Source organism: Nocardia sp. NPDC056100 (genome assembly GCF_042266325.1).
Taxonomy (GTDB): Bacteria; Actinomycetota; Actinomycetes; order Mycobacteriales; family Mycobacteriaceae; genus Nocardia.
In genome coordinates this window covers 731,974-755,451 of sequence record NZ_JBHJVY010000002.1, presented here as the reverse complement: position 1 = coordinate 755,451, position 23,478 = coordinate 731,974, and the positions used below count along the sequence as shown (strand labels likewise).

Below are 23,478 nucleotides of genomic sequence, written 5' to 3'. Positions count from 1 at the left end.
GTCACGGTATTGCGCGGCGCGCGGTCGAGGGCTCACCCGATTCGGGTGAAGCAGACACCGCCCCAGTGGAATTGCCGCCGACCGGACCGGGCGCACTGCTGATCAACGCGCTCACCCAACGTGTGGTCGGGTCGATATCGAGCAACAGGGCCCGCACGAGCAGGGTGAGCGGAATCGCCAGCAGCGCCCCCAACGCGCCGAGCACCCAGGTCCAGAAGATCAGCGACAGGAATGTCACGGTGACACTGAGGCCGACCGCGTCTCCGACATACTTGGGCTGAATGATCGACTGGATGACGAAGTTGATCACGCAGTACACGACGATCACCCAAATCATCAGTCGCGGTCCACCTTCGAGCAGAGCCAGCAGCGCCGGAGGCACCAGCCCCACCACGAAACCGATGTTCGGAATGAAGTTCGTGATGAACGACAGCACCGCCCACAGCAGCGGGAGCGGCACCCCGAGCCACCACAGCGCCAACCCGTCCGCCACCGCGACGATCAGCCCGAAAACTGTTGACACCAGCAGATACTGGCGCGTTCCGGATGCGAAAGAGCCCAGCGCGTAAGCGATGTCGGGCCGCACCTGATCGACGATCTCGATCCGCCGCCCGATCGACATGCCGTCGAAGGCCATGAACAACAGCAGCGCCAGCACGAACGCCAGGTTCGACAGCACCCCTGTCAGCCCGCGCAGCGTGGATTCCAGGACGGACAGCAACTGCTGAAAACTCAAGCCACTGAGCAGATCGTGGATCTGGTCCCTACCCACACCCCATCCCGAGAGTGTGGAGCGAAGCCCGCCGAGCAGATCGTCGAAACGTGTTGAATAGTCCGGTAATTCGGTAGCCAGCTGGGCTACCGAGACCACCAGTACCGCGAGCAGCCCCACCACGATCGCGTACGCCGCGATCAGCGCCACCAGCATGCCCAGCCAGGCCGGCCAGCCGCGGCGGCGCAGGTACGACTGAATCGGCTGGACCGCGACGGTGAGCATGAGCGCCAGGAACACAGGTCCGATGATCGATGCGAACACCTTCATGCCCGCGATCGAGATCACCATGCTCGCGGTGGCCAGCAGCACGATCAATCCGCGCGGTATGGACCAGGGAACCCGCACGGCACCGGGTTCGACTGAGTCAGCGTCCGGCACCCTGGCCCACCTCCCGCTCAAAGGTTGCTGACCCTCATCCCCGGAGCGATAACGGCGACTCCGGTCCGAGTGCCGCACCGCGTGGATCCGCTCGTCCGACCGTCCGGGAATGTCGAGCGCATCGGACCGCAAACGCTAGGTCGACATGTGCGGATATCCCTTCACCCGTTTCGGGTGAAGTTTCGGACACACTCCTGTCGGGTGTCCAATATGGGCGATTGACTCCGATAACGTGCCTTGTCGAGGGCCATAGACCGCTATCGGACCGCCGCAGGAGCCACGATGACCGTTTCCCACAGTCGAAGACCGGCAAGGCGACCGGGCCAGTCTTCGACGACCGGAGACGGAATCCCGACACTGGCCTTTTCCGCGGTGCCCCGACGCCGCCAAGTGGCGCAGCTGAATGACGCGATAATCGACTCCGACGAGAACGTGCTGCTCATTTGCTCTCCCGTCGGAACCGGCAAAACCGTACTGCTGACCCAGTGGGTTTCCCAGCACTCTCCACGAGCCTTCCCCGGAGGCGTGGCATGGGTGACCCTGATCGATGGGCCGCACTCGACCCCGACCGTATGGCAGCGCCTGCGCGCGGAATGGGACCTGCCCACCCCGGCCCGGGGCCTGTTGACCACGCCCCTGAGCGAAGCCGCGGATCTCGCCGACGCGCTCACCGAACGCAACCTGTCGACCCTGCTCGTCATCGACGACGCACATCTGGCCACCGATCCGGTGACCCTCGCCGGTCTCGAGCATTTCCTCCTGCACGCCCCCGCATGCGTGCGCATCGTTCTCTCGGCCAGATTCGACCCTCCCATCCGCTGGCACCTGCTGGAACTGAGTTCGCAACTGCGCCGATGGTCCGCGCAGGATCTCGCGTTCTCGGCCGCCGAAGTCCAGCAGCTGTGCCGCGAACAGCATTGCGCGCTCGACGAATCCGGTGTCGAGGCGCTGATGGACCTCACCCGCGGCTGGGCGGCGCTGGTGCGTATCGCCGCGATCTACCTCTCCTCACGACGCGAGGAGCCGGCCCAGGCCCTCGCCGCGCTCGCCACGCTGCCCAGACCGGTCTCCGATCTGCTGGCGGGTGAGCTCATCAGCACCCTCTCCCCCGGATTGCGCCTATTCCTCACCTACACAAGCATTCCCGCCGAATTCACCGAGGAGCTGGCCGACAGCCTGATCGGCGGCGGCACGGCCCAGTGGATGCACGAACTCAGCTCACTGAACTATCCACTCACCAGTGTGCGGCGGGACGGCAGCACCTGGTTCGTGTTCCACCCCATGCTGCGCACGTACTTTCGGGCCGAACTCAACCGCCTGGGCACCGAAATCGCGGACGAGCTCCAGCTGCGGACCGCCCTGTACCTGCAGTCGATCGGCGAAATCGCCGCGGCGCTGCCCCATCTGCTGGCCGTGGCGCGCGAGCAGCCGCTGCGGGACTTCGTGAACGAACACGCCTTGGCCTTGACCGTCGCAGGACTGGGTGCGCTGCTGTTCGACGGATTGGCCGCAATGGACGCCGGATCGCTCTCGGACCCGTTCGTACGATTACTCCATGTCGTGGACGCGTTGAGCCGGACCGACCTCGCCACCGCCCGCGCCTACCACGACGCCTTCGAACAGGCTCGCACACAAGCGAGTTCGCTGGTTCACACTGACACTCTCACCGCCCTCACCCGTGCCGTCGATATCGAGCTGGCCATGGCCACGGGCACCTTCTCCGGCACCGAGGACACCGAAATCCCCACCGCGACAGGCCAATCGGATGTGGATTTCTACCTCGCCGTCGAATCCGCCACCGCGCTGTTGGCAACCGGCGACGTGCCCGAGGCCGAACGCAGGTTGCGGGCGGCCATCGCGGTGGCCGATCAGCGGGCGCACCCGCGACTGCGATTGCGCGCCCGCACTCGCCTGGCACTGAGCGCGGGCCTCGACGGCAGCCTCACCGCCATGCGCCAACGTGCCGAAGCCGCACTGGAATTCGCACAGGAACAGCACTTGGACGACACCGCCGAAGCCGCGCACGCGGCGGCGATCGCGGGCTTGGGCGCGTATCTGCAGGGCGAGCATTCCGGTATCGCGTCGCTGAGTTCCGTGCGGTGGGAGCAGCAGCACTTCGACGGATCGACAGGTCCACTCGGGGGCTGGCTCGCCCATATCGTCGCCGTGCTGACCTGCGCCGACAGCACTGACGATCCGAGCCGGGACGCCGAGACGCTGCGACACGAATTCGGTCGACTGCTCGACACGCATCCGGCCACCAACAGCGGCGGGTTGATCCCCTTCGTGGTGTGGCGATTGCTGGCGGTGTCGCAGACCTACGAGGCGCAATTGCTGGTCGATCAAGCTCGCACCGTGTACGGCGACTCGCCCGAGGTCATGGTGGCCCAAGCCGCGCTCGAGGCGGCGGCCAATCGCTCACGGGCGGTGCTGGACCTCGTTCGGCCCCTGCTCGACCCGGCCGCGCCCACCCATCCGGTCCACGCGGTGACCGCGTGGCTGCTGCACGCTCGCGCGCACCACGAATTGGGTGCGGTGACCCATGCACGCGAAGGCATGGAGAACGCGCTACGTCGTGCCGCGCCCGAAGGCATCGTGCGACCGTTCCTGGACGTCGGCGGCGCGCTCGAGCTGTTGGACGCCTTCGCCGGCAGCCTCGCCCACCAGGACGGCTTCGCCGCGTTCATTCGCCGACATCCCCTGGTGCACAGACGTTCTCGGCATCCCGCGCTCACCGACACCGAACTCAAGGTGCTGCGGCAACTGCCGTCCGCACGCACCACCCAGCAGATCGCCGACGATCTGGGGGTCTCGATCAACACCGTCAAAACCCATCTGCGCGGCATCTACGCCAAGCTCGGCACCAACTCACGCGTGCAGGTCATGGCCGTGGCTCGCCGCAGCGGCCTGCTCTGAACCTCGCCGAGTCCAATTCACCCGTATCGGATGAAGCTCCCCCGCGCACGGTGCGCGCAGACTCCCACACGAGCAGAGCTCGGGTGGCTCGCCGACGCCCGAACCACACGCGTGGCGGGAAAGCGAGGTCCATGGCCGATGTCGACGAGATACCAGTTCGTGGTCGAGGGTGAGCTGTCCGACCGCGCGCTGGCGGCGTTTCCCGACCTGTCGTGGACCCCTCCGACGCACGGCACGACCACGCTGTTCGGCGCGGTCACCGATGCCACCGCGATGCGGGGCATCCTGGCGCGTCTGGACAACCTCGGATTGACCCTGCTGGAGATGCGCCAACTACCCGACTGAGGAGAGCGTCATGGATCTGCTGGCACCGCGCAGCCAACGCCGAACCCTCGACGAGCTGCACGATCGGCTCGATTTCACCGTCGGGGATACACGCTCGAAGCGGTCGGCGTTCTGGATCATGCTCACCCTGTCGAGCGTCATCGCGATCTCCGGCGTCATCGGCGATTCCACCGCCACGGTGATCGGGGCGATGATCGTGGCGCCACTGTCGGTCCCCATCCTGGGTGTGGCCCTCGGAATCGCCACGGGCAGAGCGACTCTCGTCGGTCGCAGCCTGCTGCTGGTCGCGATGGGAATGCTCTTGGTAATCGCGGTCGGATACCTGTTCGCGCAGGTGCTGCCCAATCCGACGAATGTGCTGTCCAATTCCCAGGTGCTGGGCCGCACCTCACCCAAGCTGATGGACCTCACCGCCGCGCTGGCCACCGGACTGGTCGGGGTGATCGCGATGATCCGCCGCGATGTCGGTGACGTGCTGCCCGGTGTGGCCATCGCGATCTCGCTCGTACCGCCGCTGGCCGTGGTGGGGGTGTGCCTGGGCTCGCACGCGCCGTCCCTGGCGCTGGGCGCGTTCATCCTGTTCGCCTCCAACATGATCGCGATGATCATCACCGCCACCGTCGTGCTCGTCGCCACCGGATATGCCCACGACGCGGGCGTGGGCGAGGCCCGCCGGGGCCGGGTCTACGCCGTCCTGGCCGCGGCGCTGGCACTGGTCGCGGTACCGATGGTGGTGAATTCGCTGTCGTCGCTGTGGGCCGATCGAATCGCGAACGCCACCCGCGAATGGCTGACCGACGTACCGGGCGCACAGGTCACCGAGGTGACCCTGCACAGCGATACCGCGACCGTGAACGTGCTCGCACCAACCGATCTGCCTGCGGTCGAGCAATTGCAACGCAAGGTCGACGATATCGTGCCGTGGAATCCGCGCGTGGTCATCGTGCACACCGTCGGCAGCCGGACCGAAAACCGGTGACCCCCGGATCCCAACTCATCCGAATCAGGTGAGGCGCACCGCGTGACACGTCGGTGACAGTGGCCCTATCGCCCGATTCGGAAAGGTGCTGTCATGAGTGAACCGGTCGCCGCGCATCCCGTTCGTCAGGGTTTCGCGTTCGGAATCTCCTTCGCCGCAGGCACATTGCTGCTCGCTGTCGCGGCCATGTCCATCCTGCAAGGGATTTCAGCCGTCTCCGACGACGGACTGTTCGCCGAAGTGCACAATTACTCCTACCGCCTCGATCTGAGCACCTGGGGCTGGATCCACATCGTGGTCGGCGCACTGCTCGCCGTCGCGGCGCTGGGCCTGATCATGGGTGCGGTCTGGGGCAGGATGTTCGCCATCGGCCTGGCCGCCCTGTCGATGGTTCTGAATTTCCTCACCCTGCCCTACGCCTCCTGGTGGGCGGTCGTGCTCATCGCCCTCGACGCGGTCGTCATCTGGGCCGCGGCGACGTGGAATCCCGAAATCGTCTGAGGGACGGTCAGATCCGATAGAGAATCCCGAGTTCATCGGCGACGAATGTCGAGCCCCTATTGCGCGCGACCCACATCTGGCCGAGGGCGAGATTGCGTTCGTAGACGAGTCCGGCCTGCCTGCCGTACGCGTCGGCGAAGCTCGGGACCTCCAGCTGCATACCCGTCAATCCCAGGTCGCCCTTGGGGTTCTTGCCGATATACGGCCAGCCCACGGCGGTGATCAGGACCCGCCCGCCGGGGTTCAGGATTTTGGCCGAATTCGCCAGCACCGCCATCAGCAGCTTCTGATTATCGGTGCTCGACGCCAGATACGACGACATGCCGGGGTCCTGACTGTTGCCGTAGGTCCCGGTGTGCGGATTGCGGAACACGATCAGATCCCACCCCCCCGATGGAGTAGTGGCCGGTGGCATCGGTGTCGAATCCGACTGCGACACCCGCGTTTCCGAGAGCCTGAACGTTGGTGGTGACCGCGTCGCCGTACACCTTGCGCAGTTGGCTCTCACTTCGCAGCTCGGTGGCCAGCACATCGTCACTGGGCTCGGGATGCGCCGCATCGACCGGCTGGAAGGGCCCGTACCCCAGCTGTTGTTTGATGAAGGACAGGGTCTCGATCACATTGGCGAAGTTGCCGCAGCCGTAGAGAAGGATGCGCATGGTGATTACCCGCGATTCTGCATATCGTGTGCGCTCCGGCACCACGCCGGAAACCGCTCGCTCATTGCAGGAACGAATACCGTTGTGCCGCAGCGAATTCGGAGCCACACGGCATAACGGCCGGTCGGAATGTCCGGCACACGATGCGCGAATTTCCGTGGAACTACGCCTGTCCGGGTGCGAGGTCATTGAGCAGGCGGCCGAGTTCCGCGGGCGCCTGGATATGCCCGAGGTGGCCTTGGTCGGGTAGTTCATGGATGCCGGCATGGGCGATGCGCCGCCGGACATCGTCGAACGAGGTGCCGTATGGGGCCGTGCCGCGATTGTGCTCTCCGATGATCAAATCCACCCGCGCCGCCCGTCGTGCCAGCGCGTCCGGCACCGGCGTCGTGTTGATCACGGTCATCTCGGCGTACAGCGATTCGCTCAGGCGACGCAGGCTCGCCCAGCCGTCGCGATCGGCCCGCAGGGCATCGACCTGCGCCGCGGGGAATCCGGAGATCTGCCGGTTCACGATCTCCACACAGCGGTCCCAGTCCTGGCGTTCGGTGGCGTCCTTCAATGCCGGTAGCGCGTGGCCGCCGAACGGTCGCATCACCGGCTCGTAGGCGATCACCTGGCGCATCGGACGATCGTCGGCGGCCAGCAATACGATCAGGGCGCCGTAGCTCCAGCCGAAAAGGGTTGCCGGAGTCCCGAGTTCGTCGATCACCAGGTCGAGGTCCGCGAGTTCGCTCCGCATCGAGTACTCGTCGGTCAACGGCCCGGAGGGGGCGCGGCCCCGGCGGTTCACGACCGCCACCGACGGCCAGGCGTCGACAGCGCGCGCGACGTGACGCCAGGCGTGCGCGTCGGTCATCACGCCGGGGACCACCACCAGGCCGGGAGTGTCCGGATCCCCGTAGATATCGACGACCACCCGACTGTGGGCCCCGGTCGGCAGTATTTTCTGAATCGATCGCTCCATAATTTGATTATGGATCAAATGCTCTACAATTGGTAGTCATGCCCGAGCGACACCGTGGACGCCCACGTGCTTTCGACCGCGACGACGCGGTTCTCGCGGCGGCCCGGCTGTTCTGGCGCCGCGGCTATTCCGGCACCTCGACCCGAGATCTGACCACCGCGCTCGGGCTGTCCACCTCCAGCCTCTACGCCGCCTTCGGCAGCAAAGCCGGACTGTTCGAGGAAGCGGTCCGCACCTACGCCGAGCGCTACCGGGAGATCCATCAGCACGCCGTCGCCGAGCCGACCTTCCGATCCGTACTCGATCGCCTGCTGGTCGACTCCGTTCACGAATTCACCCAGCCCGACGACGCGCACCCCGGATGCCTGATCAACAGCGCCGTAATGATCGACAGCACAAGCACACTCGACACCAGCGCCTATATCGCCGAACTCCGCCACGCCAACCACCTGACCCTCCTCGCGCGGATCGAGCAGGCGATCGGTGACGGCGACCTGCCCGCCCACACCGATGCGACGGTCCTGACCGACCTCATCCAATCCATCTGGGACGGGTTGTCGGTCCAGTCCAACCTCGGCACGCCGCGCGAGAACCTCCTGGCGACCGCACACCTCGCCCGCGAACTGATCTGCCGGCAGATCACCGCACCGACCGCCTGACACCACGAAAGACCAACGGGCTGAACGCTGTTCGTGCACCGTTGCGCGATTGACTGATCCACCCACGCTGTGACCAGTAAGGAGCCATGCCATGGCCGCCGAGCCGTTCGAGGTCGGTATCACCGAAGCCGAGATCGCGGACCTGCGTGAACGATTGCGGCGCACCCGCTGGCCCGAACGCGAGCCGGTGCGGGACTGGTCCCAGGGCGTGCCGCTGGCGTACGCACAGGAGTTGTGCCGCAGTTGGGCCGAGGACTACGACTTCGGGTTCGCTTCGCGGTTGAATGTGTTCCCGCAGTACCGCGACACGATCGACGGGCTGGGCATTCACTTCCTGCATGTCCGCTCGCCGGAGCCGGACGCGTTCCCGCTCGTGCTCACGCACGGCTGGCCGGGGTCGGTGCTCGAGTTCCTGGAAGTCCTGGGCCCGCTGACCGATCCGCGCGCACACGGCGGCGACCCCGCGGACGCGTTCCATGTGGTCGCGCCGTCGTTGCCCGGATACGGCTGGAGCGATAAACCGTCGACAACAGGATGGGGCGTCACGCGCACCGCGCGCGCCTGGGACACGCTGATGGTCTCGCTGGGTTACGACCGGTACGGCGCGCAAGGCGGCGACTGGGGTTCGGCGGTATCCGGCGCGCTGGGCGAGGTGGCCGCCGAACGCGTCGCGGCCGTACACCTGAATCTGGGATCGGTGGCGGCGGGCACGTTCGGCGATCCGACGCCCGCGGAGCTGGCGAATCTGAAGGCCGAGAAGGAGTTCCAGCGCACCGGCCGGGGGTACTCGGCGATCCAGGCGACCCGTCCGCAGACCCTCGGCTACGGCCTCACCGACTCTCCGGCGGCGCAGGCCGCCTGGATCGCCGAGAAGTTCTGGGCGTGGACCGATAACAACGGTCATCCCGAGGACGCGGTATCGCGGCAGATCATCCTCGACGAGATCTCGGTCTACTGGTTCACCGCCTCGGCCACATCCTCGGCGCGCCTGTACTGGGAGAGCTTCGCCGACTTCCGCGCCAAGGTCACCGCGCCATCCGGGTTGTCGATCTACCCGCGCGATATCACCCGCCCGTCGCGGCGCGAGGCCGAACGACGGTTCACCGACCTGCGCTGGTTCGAGGAGCTACCGCATGGTGGCCACTTCGCCGCACTGGAGCAGCCGGACTCGCTGGTGGACCAGATACGCGGATTCTTCCGCCTGTTCCGCTGACCGCGTCGGCTCGTCAGCAGGAGCCGAGCCACCACCAGCCACCCGCCAGTTCCATTGTGGGGCAGATAGGTTCACCGAATCCGTCGTACGGTCCGGGTTCGGGTGTTCCGACGAAATGCCCGTAGCCGTACGCATCGTCGGGAATCCCGATGGAGTCGGGCACGAACCGCACCGGATGTCCCCCACTGGTGCCGATCACCGCCACCTTGCAGTTCGCCGACACGAAACACAGGTGATCGGGCAGCTCGACGCCGTAGTACTCGATGTCGCGATCGGTGGGCAACTCCATCGCCGCGATAGCGGAGAACGCCGGTCGCTCGAGCCAAAACCTGGTCCACGCGGTGGCTTTCATGTTGAAGAACAGAAAAACCGATCCGCCGAGCCCGATCAGCGCGAGTACCGCGGTCGCCACCAGCGGCCACCGCCGTGCATCACAGCTGGCCAGATACAGCGCGATCACGAACAAGGCCAAGATGACCAGGAACACCATCGCCAACAGTGGCAAGGCGAGTATCCAAAAGGTCGTGATAATCCAACCGCTATGCAGCGTCACGACAATCGCTATCGCGGCGAAGACGAAGGCGCACAAGGGGATAGCGGATAACCGTAGCTTTTCGGCGAACACGAAAGGAACCTATCGCTCCGATGTGCATGCACTGCGGCGGAATTGTGAGGATCCTGTGAGTGACCCCGTTCGTCGAAATTCCGTGGCCGCCAAGGGATCAGCCATGGTTCTCGGCGCGATCACCACCGTCGAGCGGCCTGGAACCTCAGCAGGCCGTGAAGTACTTCTTCAGCGTGTCCGGGGCACCATCGGACTTTGCCTTGGACCAGCACGTATCGTGCGGGAAACGGACGTAGTCCCGCCACGGACCCACGCTCGTGCGGGAGACGACTCGCTGACTGTCGCCCGGCACGTCCCACGACACCACCGCCCACAGCTCCTCACAGACCCTGACCTGCGTGGTCGCGGACCGCAGTCGCTGCTCGATATTGAGATCGTGCACGAAAGTCTGTGCCGCACAGGTCGGTACGGGTGCCGGATCCTGGAATCGCAACCGCCCGCTGACCGTCTGCCCCGCGGACTCCACGAACAGGGTATGCATCCCCTCCGGAACCGGATCGGTCCCCTTCGGGGCAACCATCCCGAACCGATAGCACCCCACCGGCATACCCTCGAATACCGCCTGCCCGGTCAAATCGGTGACGCCGTCCCAGTTCCCCACCTCGGAGGCACCCTCGGGCAGGTCCCGCTTGCTCACATCGCACGGCTCATAACGCCGAATATTCACCGGCACATAGGGAATCGCCGTTCCCCGCGGCGTCACCGTCTGCAACACCACGGTTCCGGTATTCACCCCGCCCGATTGCGGCCTCGTCGTCTCGCTCTTCGGCGCCGCCGAACCCAGTGGATCCGTCTCCGTACCAGTCGATTTCGAAGGAGCGCTCACCCTCGACTCACCTTGATCGGCCTCACATCCCGAGAGGGCCATCATCATCCCGATCGTCACAACAGCCTGAGCGAATCCCATCCCGCCGATTCTCATACCTATGACATCGCATCACCCCGATCATGATTAACCAGGCCGCCGCCACCAAAATCAGGGGTTTCACACTTCGAACGAAGTCTGCTATCGCCCGCGGGATGAGACGGCGGAGATATAGCGATCGACATACCGGCGTTGGATGATGCGCACAATCGGGCCACCAACGCGGGCGTACCACGCCCCACGCCGGGAGAAGGCCGCGACCACGCCGTAGACCGATCCATCGGCCGGGTCGAACTCGACGGTGAAGACTTCCTCCCCGATCAACGGATGCCCGGGAAGGGTGCCGTAGGCAAAGCCTTGACGGTTGACCTCGTCCACGACATAAACCACCCGGCAAGGGGCGGTAATCCTCACCGGCCCCCAGCTGAGGCGGACGGTGAGCTCGGTCCCGGGTTCCGCGGTAACGGTACTGGCCGAGTCGAAAACGCCTGCACCACGCTGCATTTGATAGGCCAGCACCCGCCCGGCGGCCTCGTCGAACGCAGACCTCCCCGCCCCGATCACGCGGCGGCGAACGAAATGACTGTAGCCCGACGGAAACTCCCCCCGGGTCGCCCCGACATCGGGGTACGTGAACCCGATCATGGCCTGCTCATACGACATCCCTACATCCTGGCCTTCCCGAGCGAACACCACCGAATCCCGTTCGGTGACAACAACCACCTGCACCCGTGCAACCGGGTCGACTCCGCCGGGTTGGGGACCCGGGGTGGCCGACGTGGCGGCAGGACCTGTGGTGCGATGAATTTCCATGGCGCACACCGTCGACACGGGTAATACGACAACCCGGAGGTACGTCATGACGATCGAGCACCTGTCCCGCGCAATCGATCAGCTGGGCACCCTCATCGCGGATGTGCGGCCGGAGCAGGCGGGCCTGCCGACACCGTGTGCGGCGTGGACTGTTCGTGACCTGGTCAATCACGTGGTCGACGAGACCCATCGCTTCGCCGAATCGGTGGCGACCGGGCAGCGCGGGCCCAGCGATGGCGATTATTTAGGGGCAGACTGGGATTCGGCGTTCACCAGGGCCGCGGCGACGCTGCGGGCGGCCTGGCAGGCGCCGAACGCGATGGACCGGGCGCATATCTTTCCCGCCGGTGCGGTGCCGGCGATATGGGCGATCGGCCAGCAGACCACGGAATTCGCGATCCATGCCTGGGATATCGCCAAGGCCACCGGGCAATCCCTCGATTTGGATGCCGAACTCGCCGAGTTCGCGCTGGATTGGGCTCGGGACAATCTGGTCCCGCAGGTACGCGGTGCCGAGGCCGACGGATTTCATATCGCACCCGCGGTCACGACTTCCCACGACGCGCGGGTCTATGACCGCCTCGCCGCCTTCGGCGGGAGACAACCCTGAAGGTGTGTGAATCGGCCGGATCCGCACGAGGGCTTGCCTTCGAGCGCACTCGAAACTTTAGCGTCGGTGTCATGGCGAACGAGACGAAGACATGGATCATCACCGGCGCGAGTTCGGGACTGGGACTGGCGCTTGCCGAGGCGGCGCTCGCGGTTGGCGAGCGTGTGGTCGGGATCGCGCGGCGGGCCGACCGGCTCGGCGGATTGCAGGCGCAATACGGGGATCGGGTGCTCGCGATCGAGCACGATGTGCGTGACACCGAGGGTGCGGACACGGTCGTGCGGCGGGCGTTGGAGGTTTTCGGGCGCGTTGACGTGCTCGTCAACAATGCCGGTGCCGGACAGGTCGGGGCCGCCGAGGAGATCACCGATGCGGCGCTGCGGTCCATGCTCGAACAGCATCTGTTCGGCCCGGCCGCCTATGTGCGTGCTGTGCTGCCCCACATGCGCGCGCGTGGTTCGGGTGCGATCGTGCAGATGAGCAGCCAGGGCGGGCGGATGTCGTTCCCCGCAGTCGGCAGCTATTCGGCGGGCAAGTTCGCACTCGAGGGCTGGTCGGAGGCACTCGCGGGCGAGGTCGCGCCGTTCGGCATCCGCGTCCTCATCGCCGAGCCCAGCCGGTTCCGCACTTCGTTCAATGCCACTGACGTACTCAACACGGCGCAGCAGAGCTCTATCTACGACGATGTCATCGGTGCGGTGCGCGCGAATATGGCCGAGGCCGACGGCATTCAGGAGGGCGATCCGGTACGCGCCGCCCAGGTGATCCGCGACATGCTCGACACTCCCGATGCGCCGCTGCGGCTTCCGCTCGGTGCGGAGGCGGTTCGCAATCTCACCCGCGTCTATCGAGGTGCGCTGGACGATGTCGAGAAATGGGCGCCGGTGAGCGAGTCGGCCGATTTCCCGAATATGCCGCGCGCGGTGCGCGCGTTCTGACGTCCGTACGCTGTGAATCATGGCCACCGAAGCGCTGATCGAGCGCATTCTCGCTGCCGGTGACGGGCCATCGGCGATCGATGCGCTGCACGAGTTGCTCGACGACGCCGCGATCGAGGAGTCGGCGACGCTCAAGAGCGTCGCCGAGGCCGCCCGGCTCGTCGGTCTCTCGGCCCACACCCTGCGATACTACGAGCAGGAGGGACTCGTGCGCCCGGCGCGCAATGCCTCCGGGTACCGCGAGTACTCCGCGTTCGACCTGCGCCGCCTCGTATTCCTCACTCGGATGCGCGTTTCCGGCATGACCATGGCCGACCTCAAGCGCTACATCCTGCTCGTCGAACAGGGCCCGAGCACCATCCCCGAACGCCGCCGCATCATGCTCGAACAGCACGATCGCATCACCCGTCAGATCCGTGAACTCGGCCTGGCATTGGAGGCCACCAACTACAAGATCCGCGTCTACGACGGACACCCGGAAGGCTGAAACTCCGCCCGCAGCACCGCAGTCCGCGAACGCCCTAGTTCAGGATTTCGCCACGCACCACGGTCGAGAGCCGATCCCGCCACATCTGCAGCTGTTCCGGTGTGAGGCGCGTCCAGTCGGTGATCTCACCGACAATGCGCAGCGGGGCGCTGCTGCGGTAGGACCGGGTGGGGTTACCGGGAAACTTCTTGTCGGTCACGTTCGGGTCGTTCTCGAACTCCCCGGTCGGCTCGACCGCGTATACCCGCGGAATCGCGTCGCCCTCCGACAGTTCCGCGGCGATCTCCGCGGCGAGACCGGCCCCATCGACCAGGGCGGTGAAATAGATGTGGTTCATCACGATCTCACGCCGGTAGTTGGACGGGCGGCCCGCGGTAAGGAAATCACCCACACGCAGATCCGCGATCGTGCCGTGGAAAAACGGTCCATCATCGAGCTTTCCGGACACCTGAATCCTTTCCTCTGACTGGTGGAACGGGCGATTCTGCCGCATCACCCGGGCCTTGCCGCAAGCCCCGGCTCGTGTCTTATCCTGAAGGTAGAGGCTTGACTATTGCATCATCTGGATGTGTGGATGCTCGCGTGATGCCGGGCAGACGCGAATGATTTGGGCGTTGTCGTCGGAGACGCAGATCCGGGTGGGTCTTTTCGGTCCGTCTTGGACAGGACCCCACGCTGTATTGGCGTCCTGGTCCTCGTACGGGATCCAGTGCTCGATATCGAAGCTCCACTCCCTACCGGTGATCGTCAGCAGCGGTTCGGTCTCGGTGCCGCAGGTGGGACAGGGGTTCGGATAGGGATCCGTCATGCCCCAGTTGATGTGGCCTCCGACCTTGAACCCGGGCGCGATACACAGGTTCTGGTATTCGATGCCGAGTTCGTCGATGGCCCAGCGGTCCAGTCGGTCCCGTGTCTCCCGGCCGAATTCGAGCGAGCTCGGGTAGTCGATCACCTCTTCCGGATGGATGAGGCACGGCTCGGGCACATAGGCCGGGTCGTCCACTGTCGCTTCCGGTGGGGCGAGCAGGACTTCGGTCACCGCCGCTGCGGTCCGCCAGAACACCGCGGTCGTTGGCATTCCATCAGGGTGAAATTCGAAGGGGCACCACAACACCTGCAGCAGATCCGCGCCTTCGGGTGGGCGCAGACCGGGCACGTCACGCAGGTACAACTGGACGATCGGCAGCATCGCGAACCGCCCCTCGGGGACGTCCGCCTTCTCGATGTCGTGGCCGTGCTCGGTACAGTGCGGCCACGGCTCGTCCGCCGGCCACAACAGTGGTCCGCCGATCGAACTGTGCTGGGGCGTCGGGACTCCCGGCCGCGGATGCAGTCGGGTCGCGATGCGGGCCAGTGGCCGCAGCTCGGGAAATGCGGCTTCGAGATCGACCGGACGTGGTGGGGTAGTGCGGGTTGAAGCAGTCACAGCGGCTGACACTGCCATGGTCCACCGACAGTCTCGATGCCGGACAGTGAGCTGTCCGGCATCGAGGGTGTCAGTGCGGTTATGGGTGGGATATGGCTCCGGCGGCGGATTTTCGGGTTGTGTATTTGCCGTGGAGGTAGAAGTAGAGCTTGATGTACTGGCCCACCAGGATGGCGTTGATGATGGTGCCTTCGCGGATGAAGTGGGGTGCGCCCAGGCAGATCAGGCCGATGGTTGCGGACAGGGCCAGCAGGGTGCAGTCGAAGGCGGTTTTGATGTTGCCCCATTTCCAGCCGGTTTTCTGCTGGAGGGTGTTGACGAACATGTCGATGGGCATCAGCACCAGGTTGGCGCGGATCATCAGGAACAGCCCGAACGCGAGCATGGCGTCGGCGAAGAACAGCAGGACGAGTTTGGGTGGGTAGGACCCGAGGTGGATCCAGGTGGTGAGCGAGAGGTTGAAGTCCAGGAGCAGAGCCAGGATCAGGGCGGGGATCATCGCGAGCAGGTAGGCGGCGCGAAATGTCTTCGGGCTCACCAGGAATGTCGCGATGAGCATGATGATTTCGAGGATGAGGTTGAAGTTGCCCTGGGTCAGCGGCGGCAGCACCAGCGTCATGGTGCGGGTGAGGCTGCTTTGCGGGGAGATGCCGATGCCGGCGCGCACCGCCAGGCTCAGGCCGAGGGTCAGGATGTAGATTCCGGCGACGTAGGTGATCCAGCGGCGCACCTTGTTTCCGGTGTCGATGACTCCGGTGTTGTTGTCGTGCTGCATAACCGTTGCATCCCTTGCTATTTCATGAAACCGAAGCGGTCCAGTGAGATGAACAGCGTCAGCAGCTTGTTCACCACCGGCTCACCTTCGTTGTGGTTGCCGAGCTTCGCGAGGGCGTCGTCGATGGAGCGGGTGGCCTCGACGAGTTCGGCGAGGTCCATATCGGCCATCACGCCGTAGAAATTCAGGGGCAGAACGGCTTTCGACTCGCCGTCCTCGGTGACGATGCAGCCGCCGACCAGAGCGTCCAGTTGCGAGAGATTCTCGTGCATCTCCGCGCTGTCCGAGCCGACGACCACGAAATAGGCCGAGGGGGCGGGCCAGAAGGTGGAGACCGCGCCGCGCTCGATCGAGACGCCCTTGAACAATCCGTTGACCACGTGCCGCTCACCGTCGGTGTAGCGCTGCACGACCGAGATCCGGTTCAGTTGCGCGCCTTCGTATTCGGGCACCACCACGCCGTCGCGGAAGGGAACCCAGACCTCCTGGGCGAACTTGAGATGCCCGCGCCCGTACACATCGAACAGCAGCACCTTGGCCTGAGTGCCGTCCTCGGAGATCTCGAGCGGCACGAGATCGAGCTGCTCCGAACGCAAATCACCGAGTCCGGGCCGGGCCTGCTTGGTCAGCACCGAATAGTCGATCCCGGCGGGGGCGATCAGCTTGCGATCCTGGGCGACGAGCTTGCCGCCCTTGAACACGAAGCGCGGGTTGATCTTCGACAGACTGTCGGTCAGCACGATATCGGCGAATCGACCCGGGCTCAGCGAGCCGAGATCGCGATCGCGATGGAACGAGCGCGCGGTGTACAGCGTGCCCATCTTGATCGCCTGGATCGGCGCCATCCCCATCTCGATGGCCAGTGAGATGACCCAGTCGATATGCCCCAGCCGCAGCACCCGATCCACCGAGATATTGTCCGCGCAGAGCTGGAAGTTCTCCGCGGGCCAGCGCCGTTTCACGATGGCGCGCAACATGGTTCGAATCACCTCGGGGCTACCGACACCGAATTTGATCTGGGTGTTGAGCCCGTAGCGGACGCTCTTCTCGATGTCGTCCTCGTTCCAGACATCGTGGTTGTTGTCGACCCCGATCGCGGGCATGTAGTTCAGCAGCGTGTCCGAGAGCGCGGTGACACCCCAGTGGCAGTTCACCACTCCCGCATTGGCGCGCCCGAGAGCGGATTTACGGAAATCGTCGGCATTGCCGGTCATATACGACAGGTGCGCCAACTCCCCCAGCCCGATGACCGGATCCATCTCCAGCATCGCCTCGGTGACCTCGGTGGAGGTCTTCTTGCCCGGCGCGAACGCATAGAGCCGATACGGCAGCTTGTGATGATCGGCGAACAGCGCCCGCGTGGCCTCGACCGCCTCATCCCCCGCCGCGCTGGCGAAATCGAGCGTCTCACCGAATACCGTGGTGGTTCCGCTGGGCACGATCGCCTCACCGAATGCCGCCGGATGCGCGAGCTGGGATTCGAAGTGCAGGTGCGCATCGATCAGACCTGGAATCGCGTACAGGCCCTGGCCGTCGAATTCTTCCCGGAACCGCACGATCGACTCGTCCGGATTCAGCGCGATGATCCGCTCACCGTGCACCAAAAGCGTTCCGGGATAGACGCTTTCGGTGTGCACATCGAGAATGTAGAGATTGCGCAGCAGCAGGTCCGCCTCCCGCTCGCCTTCCAGGATGCCGAAGATCGTGCGTACGTGATCATCCTGGGCGGCCACATCGGCGTTTGCGAGCGGGTTGTCGGTCGTCGAATCGAGCATTGGCGGTCCTCACGTCGTGTTCACGTACTTGCAGGTGACGGGGCCGCTGTGCGGTGTCCCGTGCCCTGGTACTGATGGAACTCGACCACACCGTTGCCCACAAGCATCCGTTTTCGCGCAATGTGTGCACATTTTTCGTACACTTCCGCGCAGGAGGTGCGCCATGCTCCATTCACGATTGCTGGAATACATCGACGAGGTGGCACGCCTCGGATCAATCCGCGCGGCCGGCGCGCGGTTGCATGTCGCGCCCTCGGCGATCAACCGGCAAATCCTGTTGCTCGAGGCCGAATTGGATCAGCCGCTGTTCGAGCGCCTGCCCCGCGGTATGCGGCCCACCCCGGCGGGTGAGGCCCTGCTCGCGCATATCCGAGGCACGTTGCAGCAGTACCGCGAAACCGTCGCCGACATCCGCGACCTGCACGCGCTGGGCAGCGGTGAAGTCGTGATCGCCACCATGACCGGGCTGGCCAGCGGTGTAGTCGCAACTGCCGCAGCGAGTTTCCGCGCCCGCCATCCCCGCGTGCGCATCTCGATTCGCACCATGGGCACCCAGGACATTCTGCACGCGGTCGAAAACAGCGAGGCCGACCTGGGTTTGGGCTTCAACGTGCCGTCATCGACACGGGTCGAGGTGTGCTGGCAGATGAATACCCGGCTGGGAGTCGTTGTCTCCCCGCATCATCCGCTGGCCCAGCTAGATTTGATCCCGCTCGCGCGCTGCACCCCGTACCCGCTCATCTTCGCCGACCGCTCCATGCTCATGCACGGCATCGTCGCCGAAGCCTTCGCCAAGGCCGACCTCGCGATCGAACCGGCCTTCCACACCAACTCGATCGAGACCATGAAGCGCCTCGCGGTCTCCGGCGAGGCCGTGGCGTTCCTCAGCGAATTCGATGTCGCCGAGGAACTGCGCGACGGACGCCTGGCATTCCGTCAGGTCCGAGATGCCTTCAGCAACAACATCATCTCGCTTATCCGGCGCGATAAGCACGGGCGTGAGAAGCATGGGCACGGTCTGGCCATGCTGCTACTGGCCGATGAGATCACCGGGGCGCTCCAGCCCGGAGACTGACGTCGCGCTCACCGCTGATAGTTGCCGAGGGCACCGAGCGCACCGACGACCTGCCCGCCGGCGTCGAGCAGCAGTCGGAACACATCCACCGGAACCGGTTTGCCGTTGCACCACAAGATATTGCACGCGGTCGAGGCGTACGGTCCCACACCCAGCAGGATGCTGACCGCGGTGACCGGATCGATCACCTTGCCGAGATCATCGAGCCCGTGGATCGGCAGCGGCGGATCGCTGAGGGTGTACGGGTTCACGTACGGCTCGGCAGGAATGTCGGTGACCGCGGCGGTGATTCGCTGATACAGCTCTTTGTTGTCGGGATTGCCGCTGCCGGTCAGCATACCCACGGGATTGGCGAGGTTGATCCGCAGTGGCACGCCCATGCGAATGATCACCATGTCGCGGCTGGGCACGATGGTGACGAACTGGCCCAGCGCGCCCTCGAAGGAGAACAGGTCGCGCGGCGAGCCGGGGAACTGCGGGCGGTCGTAGGCGACCGCGGACGGCACCTCGGTGCCCCGATAGGTGTCCCCGGCATTGAGCCAGGTCAGGAATCCATAGCCGGGGTTGGCCGCGGTCCCGGTGGTGGCCTGACCGATGTAGTCCGCATCGATCAGCTGCCGGTCGCCCCAGGTGCCGTTCTGGAGCATGAGCCGCCCGAGCCGCGCCAGATCATCGGGCCGCATGGCCAGTCCGCCATTGAGCGCGGTATTGCCGCTGCGGTCGCGCAGCCACACCCAGTTCTCGCGGGCAATTCCCAAGGGCGTGAACAACTCTCGCTGCGCGAAGTCCTGGAAGTCGGTGCCGGTGGTGAGCTCCACGATCTTGGACAGCACCGCGATCACGTTCTGCGCGTACTGGAAGGTGGTGCCGGGTTCGAAATCGGCGGGCTCGGCCAGGGTTTGCAGCACCGGATCGGTGTACAGCCCGGCGATATCGGCGGGCCAGCTGAAATGCAGGCCGGTGCTCTGGGTGAGTACCTGTCGCACAGTGATATTCGCGTGTGCGGGGTCCGCGCCAGGGAAGAACTTGCCGAGCGGATCGTCCACCCCGAAGTACCCCAGCGTGACCGCCCGCCCGATCACCGTGGCGCTCACGCCCTTGGTGGCGCTGGCCAGTGGCAGCGGCACATTCCCGGTGGGAGTGCGGTCACCGACCAGGCAGCCGTGCCGGTAGATCTGCACCGCGACCCCGCCCGCTCCGGCCCCGAAATCCAGGGCGGCGTCGACGGCCGCGGGATCCATGCTCACCTGCGCGGGTTCGGCGCGCGGCAATGATTGCCCCGCAAGGGGTTCGGCGCAGGTGGTATCGCCGGTGGCGGCCGTCGCGGGCACCGCGACCGGCGCGAACGCGGTCAGCATCGCCGTGGCCACACCGGTGAACATGACAGCGCGACGGCTGGTCATCTCGAAACTCCTTGTCAGCGTGGGAATCATTACAGTGCGTCGGCCGCGGCATTGCGTTCGACGCTGAAGTAGGCCGGATCATCCCGGAGCCGCCATTGCGGGCCGATGAAGAACTGTTTCGCAGTCTCATCCCCGAACGCCAGGTATCGCAGCCAGGCGACAGCTGTCCCGGCGGATCGGTACGCACCTGGTCCGTCGACAGGCGAAAAGTGGCTCACTCCACGGGCGTTCGCGATCCAGGCCGGGGTGCCGCCCATGAGGTTGTATTCCCACCACCGCACCCACGCGAAGTCCGGCACGACGAAATCGTTGTAGCCGGTGAGGAATAGCGTCGGCATCCCGACCATCGCACCGACCGCCAGGGGGCCTGGTTCGATGGCCAGCAGGCCGATGATTTTCAGCGCCGGATCGACCAGGCCCGCGATGGGCGGGAACATCGCGGCCGCTTGCAATGTGGCCTGTCCGCCGCCGGAATGCCCCGCCAACATGGTGCGGCTCAGATCGATTCGGCCGAACAGCGGCGAAGCCGGATCCCGGTTCTGCATCACCGCCGTGGCCAATCCGATCGCGGGCACATAGGCCAGGGAGTTGAAGAAGTCGTAGGCGACGACCACGACGAAGCCCTGGCTCGTCCACTGCCGCACCAGCGTGTCGTAGTTTCCGGGATTGGAGGTGATGCCGCCCTCGAACAGAATCAGTGGGGCACTGCCCATTTCAGCGATATCGGCCGGGTAGTAGGTATTGACCCCGACCGGGGACCGCAACCCGTACGGAAAAGCCTGCGTGCAGCGCAGATCATCGCGATTGCCGAACGTGTGCACCACGATGTGCGCGATCATCCCGACCACCGACTCCTGGCACGGATTGGTCACCGTCGGGGTCGCGACCTGATGCGGGCCGGATCCGTCGAAAACGCTCTGCGCTGTTGCGCCGGAAGGTATTTCGTCCGCGAAGGCGGGTGCCACGGCCAGCCACGACGCGACAATCCCCACGATGCACGCGAGTATGCCCACTCGGGCAATGGACTTCGTCATTGATGTCCCCGTTCGATCTCCCGGACCATTCGTTCTGAAACTAAACAGTCTCGGATTCGGTACAGTAGCGCGGTGTGGTCCACGACACAAGAGACGAACGCGACTCCCGGCCGTGACCCCATTTCACGATGCCCTGACCTGCGGAGAGTTTCTCACCGGCGGGATTCGACGTCTGTATAGGTGGGTCGAACCCGACCACTCCCCACCGGAAGGCCACGGCAGCATGAAATTCAGCCTCTATCTACCCACCGGACTCGGCCACAATTTCGCGAGCTACACCGATCCGGTAGCGGCGTTCGAGACGATCACCGAGCTGGCACGGGCGGCCGATGAGTCGGGGTACGAAACGGTGTGGGTCGCAGACCATTTCGTACCGTTCCCGGTCGCTCCGGGCTATGTGTTCGAAAGCTGGACGACGCTGACCGCATTGGCTCGCGATACCAGCCGGATTCGGATCGGTCAGATGGTGACCGGGAACAACTATCGCAACCCGGCGCTGCAAGCCAAGATGGCTTCCACGCTCGACGTAATCTCTAGCGGGAGAATGACTTTCGGCATCGGCGCGGGGTGGTACGAGGACGAATACACCGCCTACGGCTATCCGTTCGAGGATGCACCCACGCGGCTACGGCAACTCGATGAAGCCGCCCACATCATCCGGTCGATGTGGACGCAGGCCGAAACCACTTTCGAGGGCACGCACTACCGGGTGCACAAGGCGCTTAACGAGCCCAAAGGCGTTCAGCAACCGCATATTCCATTGTTGATAGCCGGTTCCGGCGAGAAGATGACGTTGAAGCTGGTCGCAAAGTATGCCGATGCCTGCAACGTCCAGGTCTCGCCGGAGGAACTGCTCCGCAAGTACGACATCCTCGAAAACCACTGCGCCACCGTGGGTCGCGACTACGAGAGCATCACTCGCACCTCCACCAGCTACTGCATTATCGCCGATACCGACGCCGAGGCCCGAGCCCAGGTCCCGCCGTGGGCACCCATGGTCTTCCCGGGTGAGCTGGCCGACTACGGCCTCATCGGCAACCTCGACACGGTCCGCGAACGGATCGACGCCTACCGGGCCGCTGGCGTCGACGAACTGCTGATCAGCTTCCACGACTCCCTCGACCCCGGAGCCATCCGCGATTTCGCGAAGGAATTCATTCACCCCTGACCTGCGCAAAGTTACCTTTCACCGCCCGGCCGGGTCGATACTGACAATGGCCTCGATCAGCGAGGCCCGGCCAGGGCAGGAGCAGCGATGACCCGCGCAGACCAGCGTGCCGACACCGACGCACTGAACACCCGCTTCGTCACCGACACCGAGCCGCACCGGCGCGAACTGCTGGCGCACTGCTACCGCATGGTCGGCTCGGTACACGAGGCCGAGGATCTGGTGCAGGAGACCTACATTCGCGCCTGGCGGGCCTATCGGAAATTCGAACACCGATCGTCGACCCGCACCTGGCTCTACGCCATCGCCACCAACGTCTGCCTCGATGCCCTCACCGACCATCGCCAACGCGTACTGCCCTCCGGTCTCGGCGGCCCCTACCACGGCCCCACCGCGCCGCCCGATCCCGATTCGACCGGCGAATTCTCTTGGCTACAGCCATTTCCCGACGCTCTGCTCACTCCCCCGGCGAACAATCCCGAAACCCTCGTCATCGATCGCGAATCCCTGCGCCTGGCCCTGGTCGCCAGCCTTCAGCACCTGCCACCCCAGCAGCGAGCAATCCTCATGCTCCGCGAAGTGCTGGCCTTCAGCACCGCCGAGACCGCTCAAATCCTCGGCACGACAAGAGCTTCGGTGAAATCCGGGTTGCAACGGGCCCGCACCCGGCTGGCCGAACTCCACTCCGCTCCCGCCGACCTGATCGAACCCTCCGACCCCCGAGCCCGCACCTTGCTGGCGGGCTACATCGCCGCCTTCGAACACTCCGACACCAACCTGCTCGAACAGGTCCTGCGCGCCGACGCCACTCTCGAGGCCACCCCCTTCAAGAACTGGTACGAGGGCCGAGCCTCCTGCATCCGCCAACTCTCCACCTACATCCTCGGCACCCCCGGCGACTGGCGCATGCTCCCCACCCGAGCCAACAACCAACCCGCCGTCATCACCTACCACCGCAACCCCCATGGCATCCTCACCCCATACGGAGTCGCAGTCCTCACCCTCACCCCCACGGGCATCACCCGAGTCGTCGCCTTCCAAGACCCAAACCTGGTCGCCGCCTTCGGTTTCCCGCCGACACCTCCGCACTGA

At 65.1% G+C, this 23,478-nt stretch carries 25 protein-coding genes; 13 read left to right on the top strand and 12 right to left on the bottom strand.

Going from position 1 to position 23,478, the window contains the following annotated elements; all coding sequences use genetic code 11:
• Position 1: 1 nt before the first annotated feature.
• Positions 2 to 1,153, bottom strand: coding sequence for an AI-2E family transporter (locus tag ACFC0O_RS15355; protein ID WP_375958130.1), 1,152 nt, complete (start codon positions 1,151 to 1,153; stop codon positions 2 to 4).
• Between the two features lie 390 nt (positions 1,154 to 1,543).
• Here ACFC0O_RS15355 and ACFC0O_RS15350 point away from each other — a divergent pair, with 390 nt between their 5' ends.
• The 4 genes from ACFC0O_RS15350 (at position 1,544) to ACFC0O_RS15335 (ending at position 5,894) form a co-directional block, all read left to right on the top strand.
• The gene (locus ACFC0O_RS15350; protein WP_375958129.1) at positions 1,544 to 4,069 is read left to right on the top strand and encodes a LuxR C-terminal-related transcriptional regulator; all 2,526 of its coding nucleotides are present in this window, start codon (positions 1,544 to 1,546) and stop codon (positions 4,067 to 4,069) included.
• A 138-nt stretch (positions 4,070 to 4,207) separates the two neighbouring features.
• Positions 4,208 to 4,414: a hypothetical protein gene (locus tag ACFC0O_RS15345; protein WP_364644775.1), complete on the top strand. Its 207-nt coding sequence runs from the start codon at positions 4,208 to 4,210 to the stop codon at positions 4,412 to 4,414.
• Positions 4,415 to 4,424: 10 nt separating this feature from the next.
• On the top strand, positions 4,425 to 5,393 hold the full coding sequence (locus tag ACFC0O_RS15340; RefSeq protein WP_375958127.1) for a TIGR00341 family protein: 969 nt from the start codon (positions 4,425 to 4,427) through the stop codon (positions 5,391 to 5,393).
• 93 nt (positions 5,394 to 5,486) lie between these two features.
• On the top strand, positions 5,487 to 5,894 hold the full coding sequence (locus tag ACFC0O_RS15335) for a hypothetical protein (RefSeq protein WP_375958125.1): 408 nt from the start codon (positions 5,487 to 5,489) through the stop codon (positions 5,892 to 5,894).
• Between the two features lie 7 nt (positions 5,895 to 5,901).
• Here ACFC0O_RS15335 and ACFC0O_RS15330 read toward each other — a convergent pair whose 3' ends face one another.
• The gene (locus tag ACFC0O_RS15330) at positions 5,902 to 6,267 is read right to left on the bottom strand and encodes a hypothetical protein (RefSeq protein ID WP_375958123.1); all 366 of its coding nucleotides are present in this window, start codon (positions 6,265 to 6,267) and stop codon (positions 5,902 to 5,904) included.
• A 28-nt stretch (positions 6,268 to 6,295) separates the two neighbouring features.
• Here ACFC0O_RS15330 and ACFC0O_RS15325 point away from each other — a divergent pair, with 28 nt between their 5' ends.
• The gene (locus tag ACFC0O_RS15325) at positions 6,296 to 6,670 is read left to right on the top strand and encodes a hypothetical protein (RefSeq protein ID WP_375958121.1); all 375 of its coding nucleotides are present in this window, start codon (positions 6,296 to 6,298) and stop codon (positions 6,668 to 6,670) included.
• Positions 6,671 to 6,716: 46 nt separating this feature from the next.
• Here ACFC0O_RS15325 and ACFC0O_RS15320 read toward each other — a convergent pair whose 3' ends face one another.
• Positions 6,717 to 7,520: an alpha/beta fold hydrolase gene (locus ACFC0O_RS15320; protein WP_375958119.1), complete on the bottom strand. Its 804-nt coding sequence runs from the start codon at positions 7,518 to 7,520 to the stop codon at positions 6,717 to 6,719.
• A gap of 38 nt (positions 7,521 to 7,558) precedes the next feature.
• Here ACFC0O_RS15320 and ACFC0O_RS15315 point away from each other — a divergent pair, with 38 nt between their 5' ends.
• Positions 7,559 to 8,179: a TetR/AcrR family transcriptional regulator gene (locus tag ACFC0O_RS15315; RefSeq protein WP_375958118.1), complete on the top strand. Its 621-nt coding sequence runs from the start codon at positions 7,559 to 7,561 to the stop codon at positions 8,177 to 8,179.
• A gap of 91 nt (positions 8,180 to 8,270) precedes the next feature.
• Entirely contained in the window at positions 8,271 to 9,392 is a 1,122-nt protein-coding gene (locus ACFC0O_RS15310) for an epoxide hydrolase family protein (RefSeq protein WP_375958116.1), read from the top strand.
• 13 nt (positions 9,393 to 9,405) lie between these two features.
• On the opposite strand, the gene ACFC0O_RS15305 is transcribed toward ACFC0O_RS15310, so the two are convergent.
• The 3 genes from ACFC0O_RS15305 to ACFC0O_RS15295 form a co-directional block, all read right to left on the bottom strand.
• Positions 9,406 to 9,897, bottom strand: a complete 492-nt coding sequence (locus ACFC0O_RS15305; protein ID WP_375958114.1) for a hypothetical protein — start codon at positions 9,895 to 9,897, stop codon at positions 9,406 to 9,408.
• Between the two features lie 265 nt (positions 9,898 to 10,162).
• Positions 10,163 to 10,750: a hypothetical protein gene (locus ACFC0O_RS15300; protein WP_375958112.1), complete on the bottom strand. Its 588-nt coding sequence runs from the start codon at positions 10,748 to 10,750 to the stop codon at positions 10,163 to 10,165.
• A gap of 273 nt (positions 10,751 to 11,023) precedes the next feature.
• Positions 11,024 to 11,743: a DUF1990 family protein gene (locus tag ACFC0O_RS15295; RefSeq protein WP_375958110.1), complete on the bottom strand. Its 720-nt coding sequence runs from the start codon at positions 11,741 to 11,743 to the stop codon at positions 11,024 to 11,026.
• Between ACFC0O_RS15295 and ACFC0O_RS15290 the strand changes: the two genes are divergently transcribed.
• The 3 genes from ACFC0O_RS15290 to ACFC0O_RS15280 all read left to right on the top strand — a co-directional run bounded on the left by ACFC0O_RS15290 (position 11,742) and on the right by ACFC0O_RS15280 (position 13,730).
• Positions 11,742 to 12,305, top strand: a complete 564-nt coding sequence (locus tag ACFC0O_RS15290; protein ID WP_375958108.1) for a TIGR03086 family metal-binding protein — start codon at positions 11,742 to 11,744, stop codon at positions 12,303 to 12,305. The two genes, ACFC0O_RS15295 and ACFC0O_RS15290, sit on opposite strands and share 2 nt — an antisense overlap.
• A 71-nt stretch (positions 12,306 to 12,376) precedes the next feature.
• Positions 12,377 to 13,243, top strand: a complete 867-nt coding sequence (locus ACFC0O_RS15285) for an SDR family NAD(P)-dependent oxidoreductase (protein WP_375958106.1) — start codon at positions 12,377 to 12,379, stop codon at positions 13,241 to 13,243.
• Positions 13,244 to 13,262: 19 nt separating this feature from the next.
• Positions 13,263 to 13,730: a MerR family transcriptional regulator gene (locus ACFC0O_RS15280; protein ID WP_375958104.1), complete on the top strand. Its 468-nt coding sequence runs from the start codon at positions 13,263 to 13,265 to the stop codon at positions 13,728 to 13,730.
• Between the two features lie 34 nt (positions 13,731 to 13,764).
• On the opposite strand, the gene arr is transcribed toward ACFC0O_RS15280, so the two are convergent.
• The 4 genes from arr to ACFC0O_RS15260 form a co-directional block, all read right to left on the bottom strand.
• Positions 13,765 to 14,178 carry an NAD(+)--rifampin ADP-ribosyltransferase gene (arr, locus tag ACFC0O_RS15275; protein WP_375958102.1) on the bottom strand — a complete coding sequence of 138 codons (414 nt, stop codon included), beginning with the start codon at positions 14,176 to 14,178 and terminating at the stop codon, positions 13,765 to 13,767.
• A 102-nt stretch (positions 14,179 to 14,280) separates the two neighbouring features.
• On the bottom strand, positions 14,281 to 15,156 hold the full coding sequence (locus tag ACFC0O_RS15270; protein WP_375958100.1) for a hypothetical protein: 876 nt from the start codon (positions 15,154 to 15,156) through the stop codon (positions 14,281 to 14,283).
• A gap of 79 nt (positions 15,157 to 15,235) precedes the next feature.
• A complete protein-coding gene (locus tag ACFC0O_RS15265; protein WP_375958098.1) occupies positions 15,236 to 15,931 on the bottom strand; it encodes a YitT family protein in 696 nt (231 codons plus the stop codon).
• Between the two features lie 17 nt (positions 15,932 to 15,948).
• Positions 15,949 to 17,706: an adenine deaminase C-terminal domain-containing protein gene (locus ACFC0O_RS15260; protein ID WP_375958096.1), complete on the bottom strand. Its 1,758-nt coding sequence runs from the start codon at positions 17,704 to 17,706 to the stop codon at positions 15,949 to 15,951.
• 163 nt (positions 17,707 to 17,869) lie between these two features.
• Here ACFC0O_RS15260 and ACFC0O_RS15255 point away from each other — a divergent pair, with 163 nt between their 5' ends.
• On the top strand, positions 17,870 to 18,781 hold the full coding sequence (locus tag ACFC0O_RS15255) for a LysR family transcriptional regulator (protein ID WP_375958094.1): 912 nt from the start codon (positions 17,870 to 17,872) through the stop codon (positions 18,779 to 18,781).
• Between the two features lie 8 nt (positions 18,782 to 18,789).
• Here the strand turns inward: ACFC0O_RS15255 and ACFC0O_RS15250 are convergent, their stop codons facing one another.
• Positions 18,790 to 20,184 carry a serine hydrolase domain-containing protein gene (locus ACFC0O_RS15250; RefSeq protein WP_375958092.1) on the bottom strand — a complete coding sequence of 465 codons (1,395 nt, stop codon included), beginning with the start codon at positions 20,182 to 20,184 and terminating at the stop codon, positions 18,790 to 18,792.
• 29 nt (positions 20,185 to 20,213) lie between these two features.
• Positions 20,214 to 21,218 (bottom strand): alpha/beta hydrolase, encoded by a 1,005-nt coding sequence (locus tag ACFC0O_RS15245; protein WP_375958090.1) that lies wholly within the window; start codon positions 21,216 to 21,218, stop codon positions 20,214 to 20,216.
• Positions 21,219 to 21,441: 223 nt separating this feature from the next.
• Between ACFC0O_RS15245 and ACFC0O_RS15240 the strand changes: the two genes are divergently transcribed.
• On the top strand, positions 21,442 to 22,386 hold the full coding sequence (locus ACFC0O_RS15240) for an LLM class F420-dependent oxidoreductase (protein ID WP_375958088.1): 945 nt from the start codon (positions 21,442 to 21,444) through the stop codon (positions 22,384 to 22,386).
• 87 nt (positions 22,387 to 22,473) lie between these two features.
• On the top strand, positions 22,474 to 23,478 hold the full coding sequence (locus ACFC0O_RS15235; RefSeq protein ID WP_375958086.1) for a sigma-70 family RNA polymerase sigma factor: 1,005 nt from the start codon (positions 22,474 to 22,476) through the stop codon (positions 23,476 to 23,478).

Excerpts from the sequence above, each read along its gene's own strand:
- ACFC0O_RS15345 (WP_364644775.1), top strand. The coding sequence starts at position 4,208 with ATGTCGACGAGATACCAGTTCGTGGTCGAGGGTGAGCTGTCCGACCGC.
- ACFC0O_RS15340 (WP_375958127.1), top strand. The coding sequence starts at position 4,425 with ATGGATCTGCTGGCACCGCGCAGCCAACGCCGAACCCTCGACGAGCTG.
- ACFC0O_RS15335 (WP_375958125.1), top strand. The coding sequence starts at position 5,487 with ATGAGTGAACCGGTCGCCGCGCATCCCGTTCGTCAGGGTTTCGCGTTC.
- ACFC0O_RS15320 (WP_375958119.1), bottom strand. The coding sequence starts at position 7,520 with ATGGAGCGATCGATTCAGAAAATACTGCCGACCGGGGCCCACAGTCGG.
- ACFC0O_RS15315 (WP_375958118.1), top strand. The coding sequence starts at position 7,559 with ATGCCCGAGCGACACCGTGGACGCCCACGTGCTTTCGACCGCGACGAC.
- ACFC0O_RS15310 (WP_375958116.1), top strand. The coding sequence starts at position 8,271 with ATGGCCGCCGAGCCGTTCGAGGTCGGTATCACCGAAGCCGAGATCGCG.
- ACFC0O_RS15290 (WP_375958108.1), top strand. The coding sequence starts at position 11,742 with ATGACGATCGAGCACCTGTCCCGCGCAATCGATCAGCTGGGCACCCTC.
- ACFC0O_RS15295 (WP_375958110.1), bottom strand. The coding sequence starts at position 11,743 with ATGACGTACCTCCGGGTTGTCGTATTACCCGTGTCGACGGTGTGCGCC.
- ACFC0O_RS15285 (WP_375958106.1), top strand. The coding sequence starts at position 12,377 with ATGGCGAACGAGACGAAGACATGGATCATCACCGGCGCGAGTTCGGGA.
- ACFC0O_RS15280 (WP_375958104.1), top strand. The coding sequence starts at position 13,263 with ATGGCCACCGAAGCGCTGATCGAGCGCATTCTCGCTGCCGGTGACGGG.
- ACFC0O_RS15265 (WP_375958098.1), bottom strand. The coding sequence starts at position 15,931 with ATGCAGCACGACAACAACACCGGAGTCATCGACACCGGAAACAAGGTG.
- ACFC0O_RS15260 (WP_375958096.1), bottom strand. The coding sequence starts at position 17,706 with ATGCTCGATTCGACGACCGACAACCCGCTCGCAAACGCCGATGTGGCC.
- ACFC0O_RS15255 (WP_375958094.1), top strand. The coding sequence starts at position 17,870 with ATGCTCCATTCACGATTGCTGGAATACATCGACGAGGTGGCACGCCTC.
- ACFC0O_RS15250 (WP_375958092.1), bottom strand. The coding sequence starts at position 20,184 with ATGACCAGCCGTCGCGCTGTCATGTTCACCGGTGTGGCCACGGCGATG.
- ACFC0O_RS15245 (WP_375958090.1), bottom strand. The coding sequence starts at position 21,218 with ATGACGAAGTCCATTGCCCGAGTGGGCATACTCGCGTGCATCGTGGGG.
- ACFC0O_RS15240 (WP_375958088.1), top strand. The coding sequence starts at position 21,442 with ATGAAATTCAGCCTCTATCTACCCACCGGACTCGGCCACAATTTCGCG.
- ACFC0O_RS15235 (WP_375958086.1), top strand. The coding sequence starts at position 22,474 with ATGACCCGCGCAGACCAGCGTGCCGACACCGACGCACTGAACACCCGC.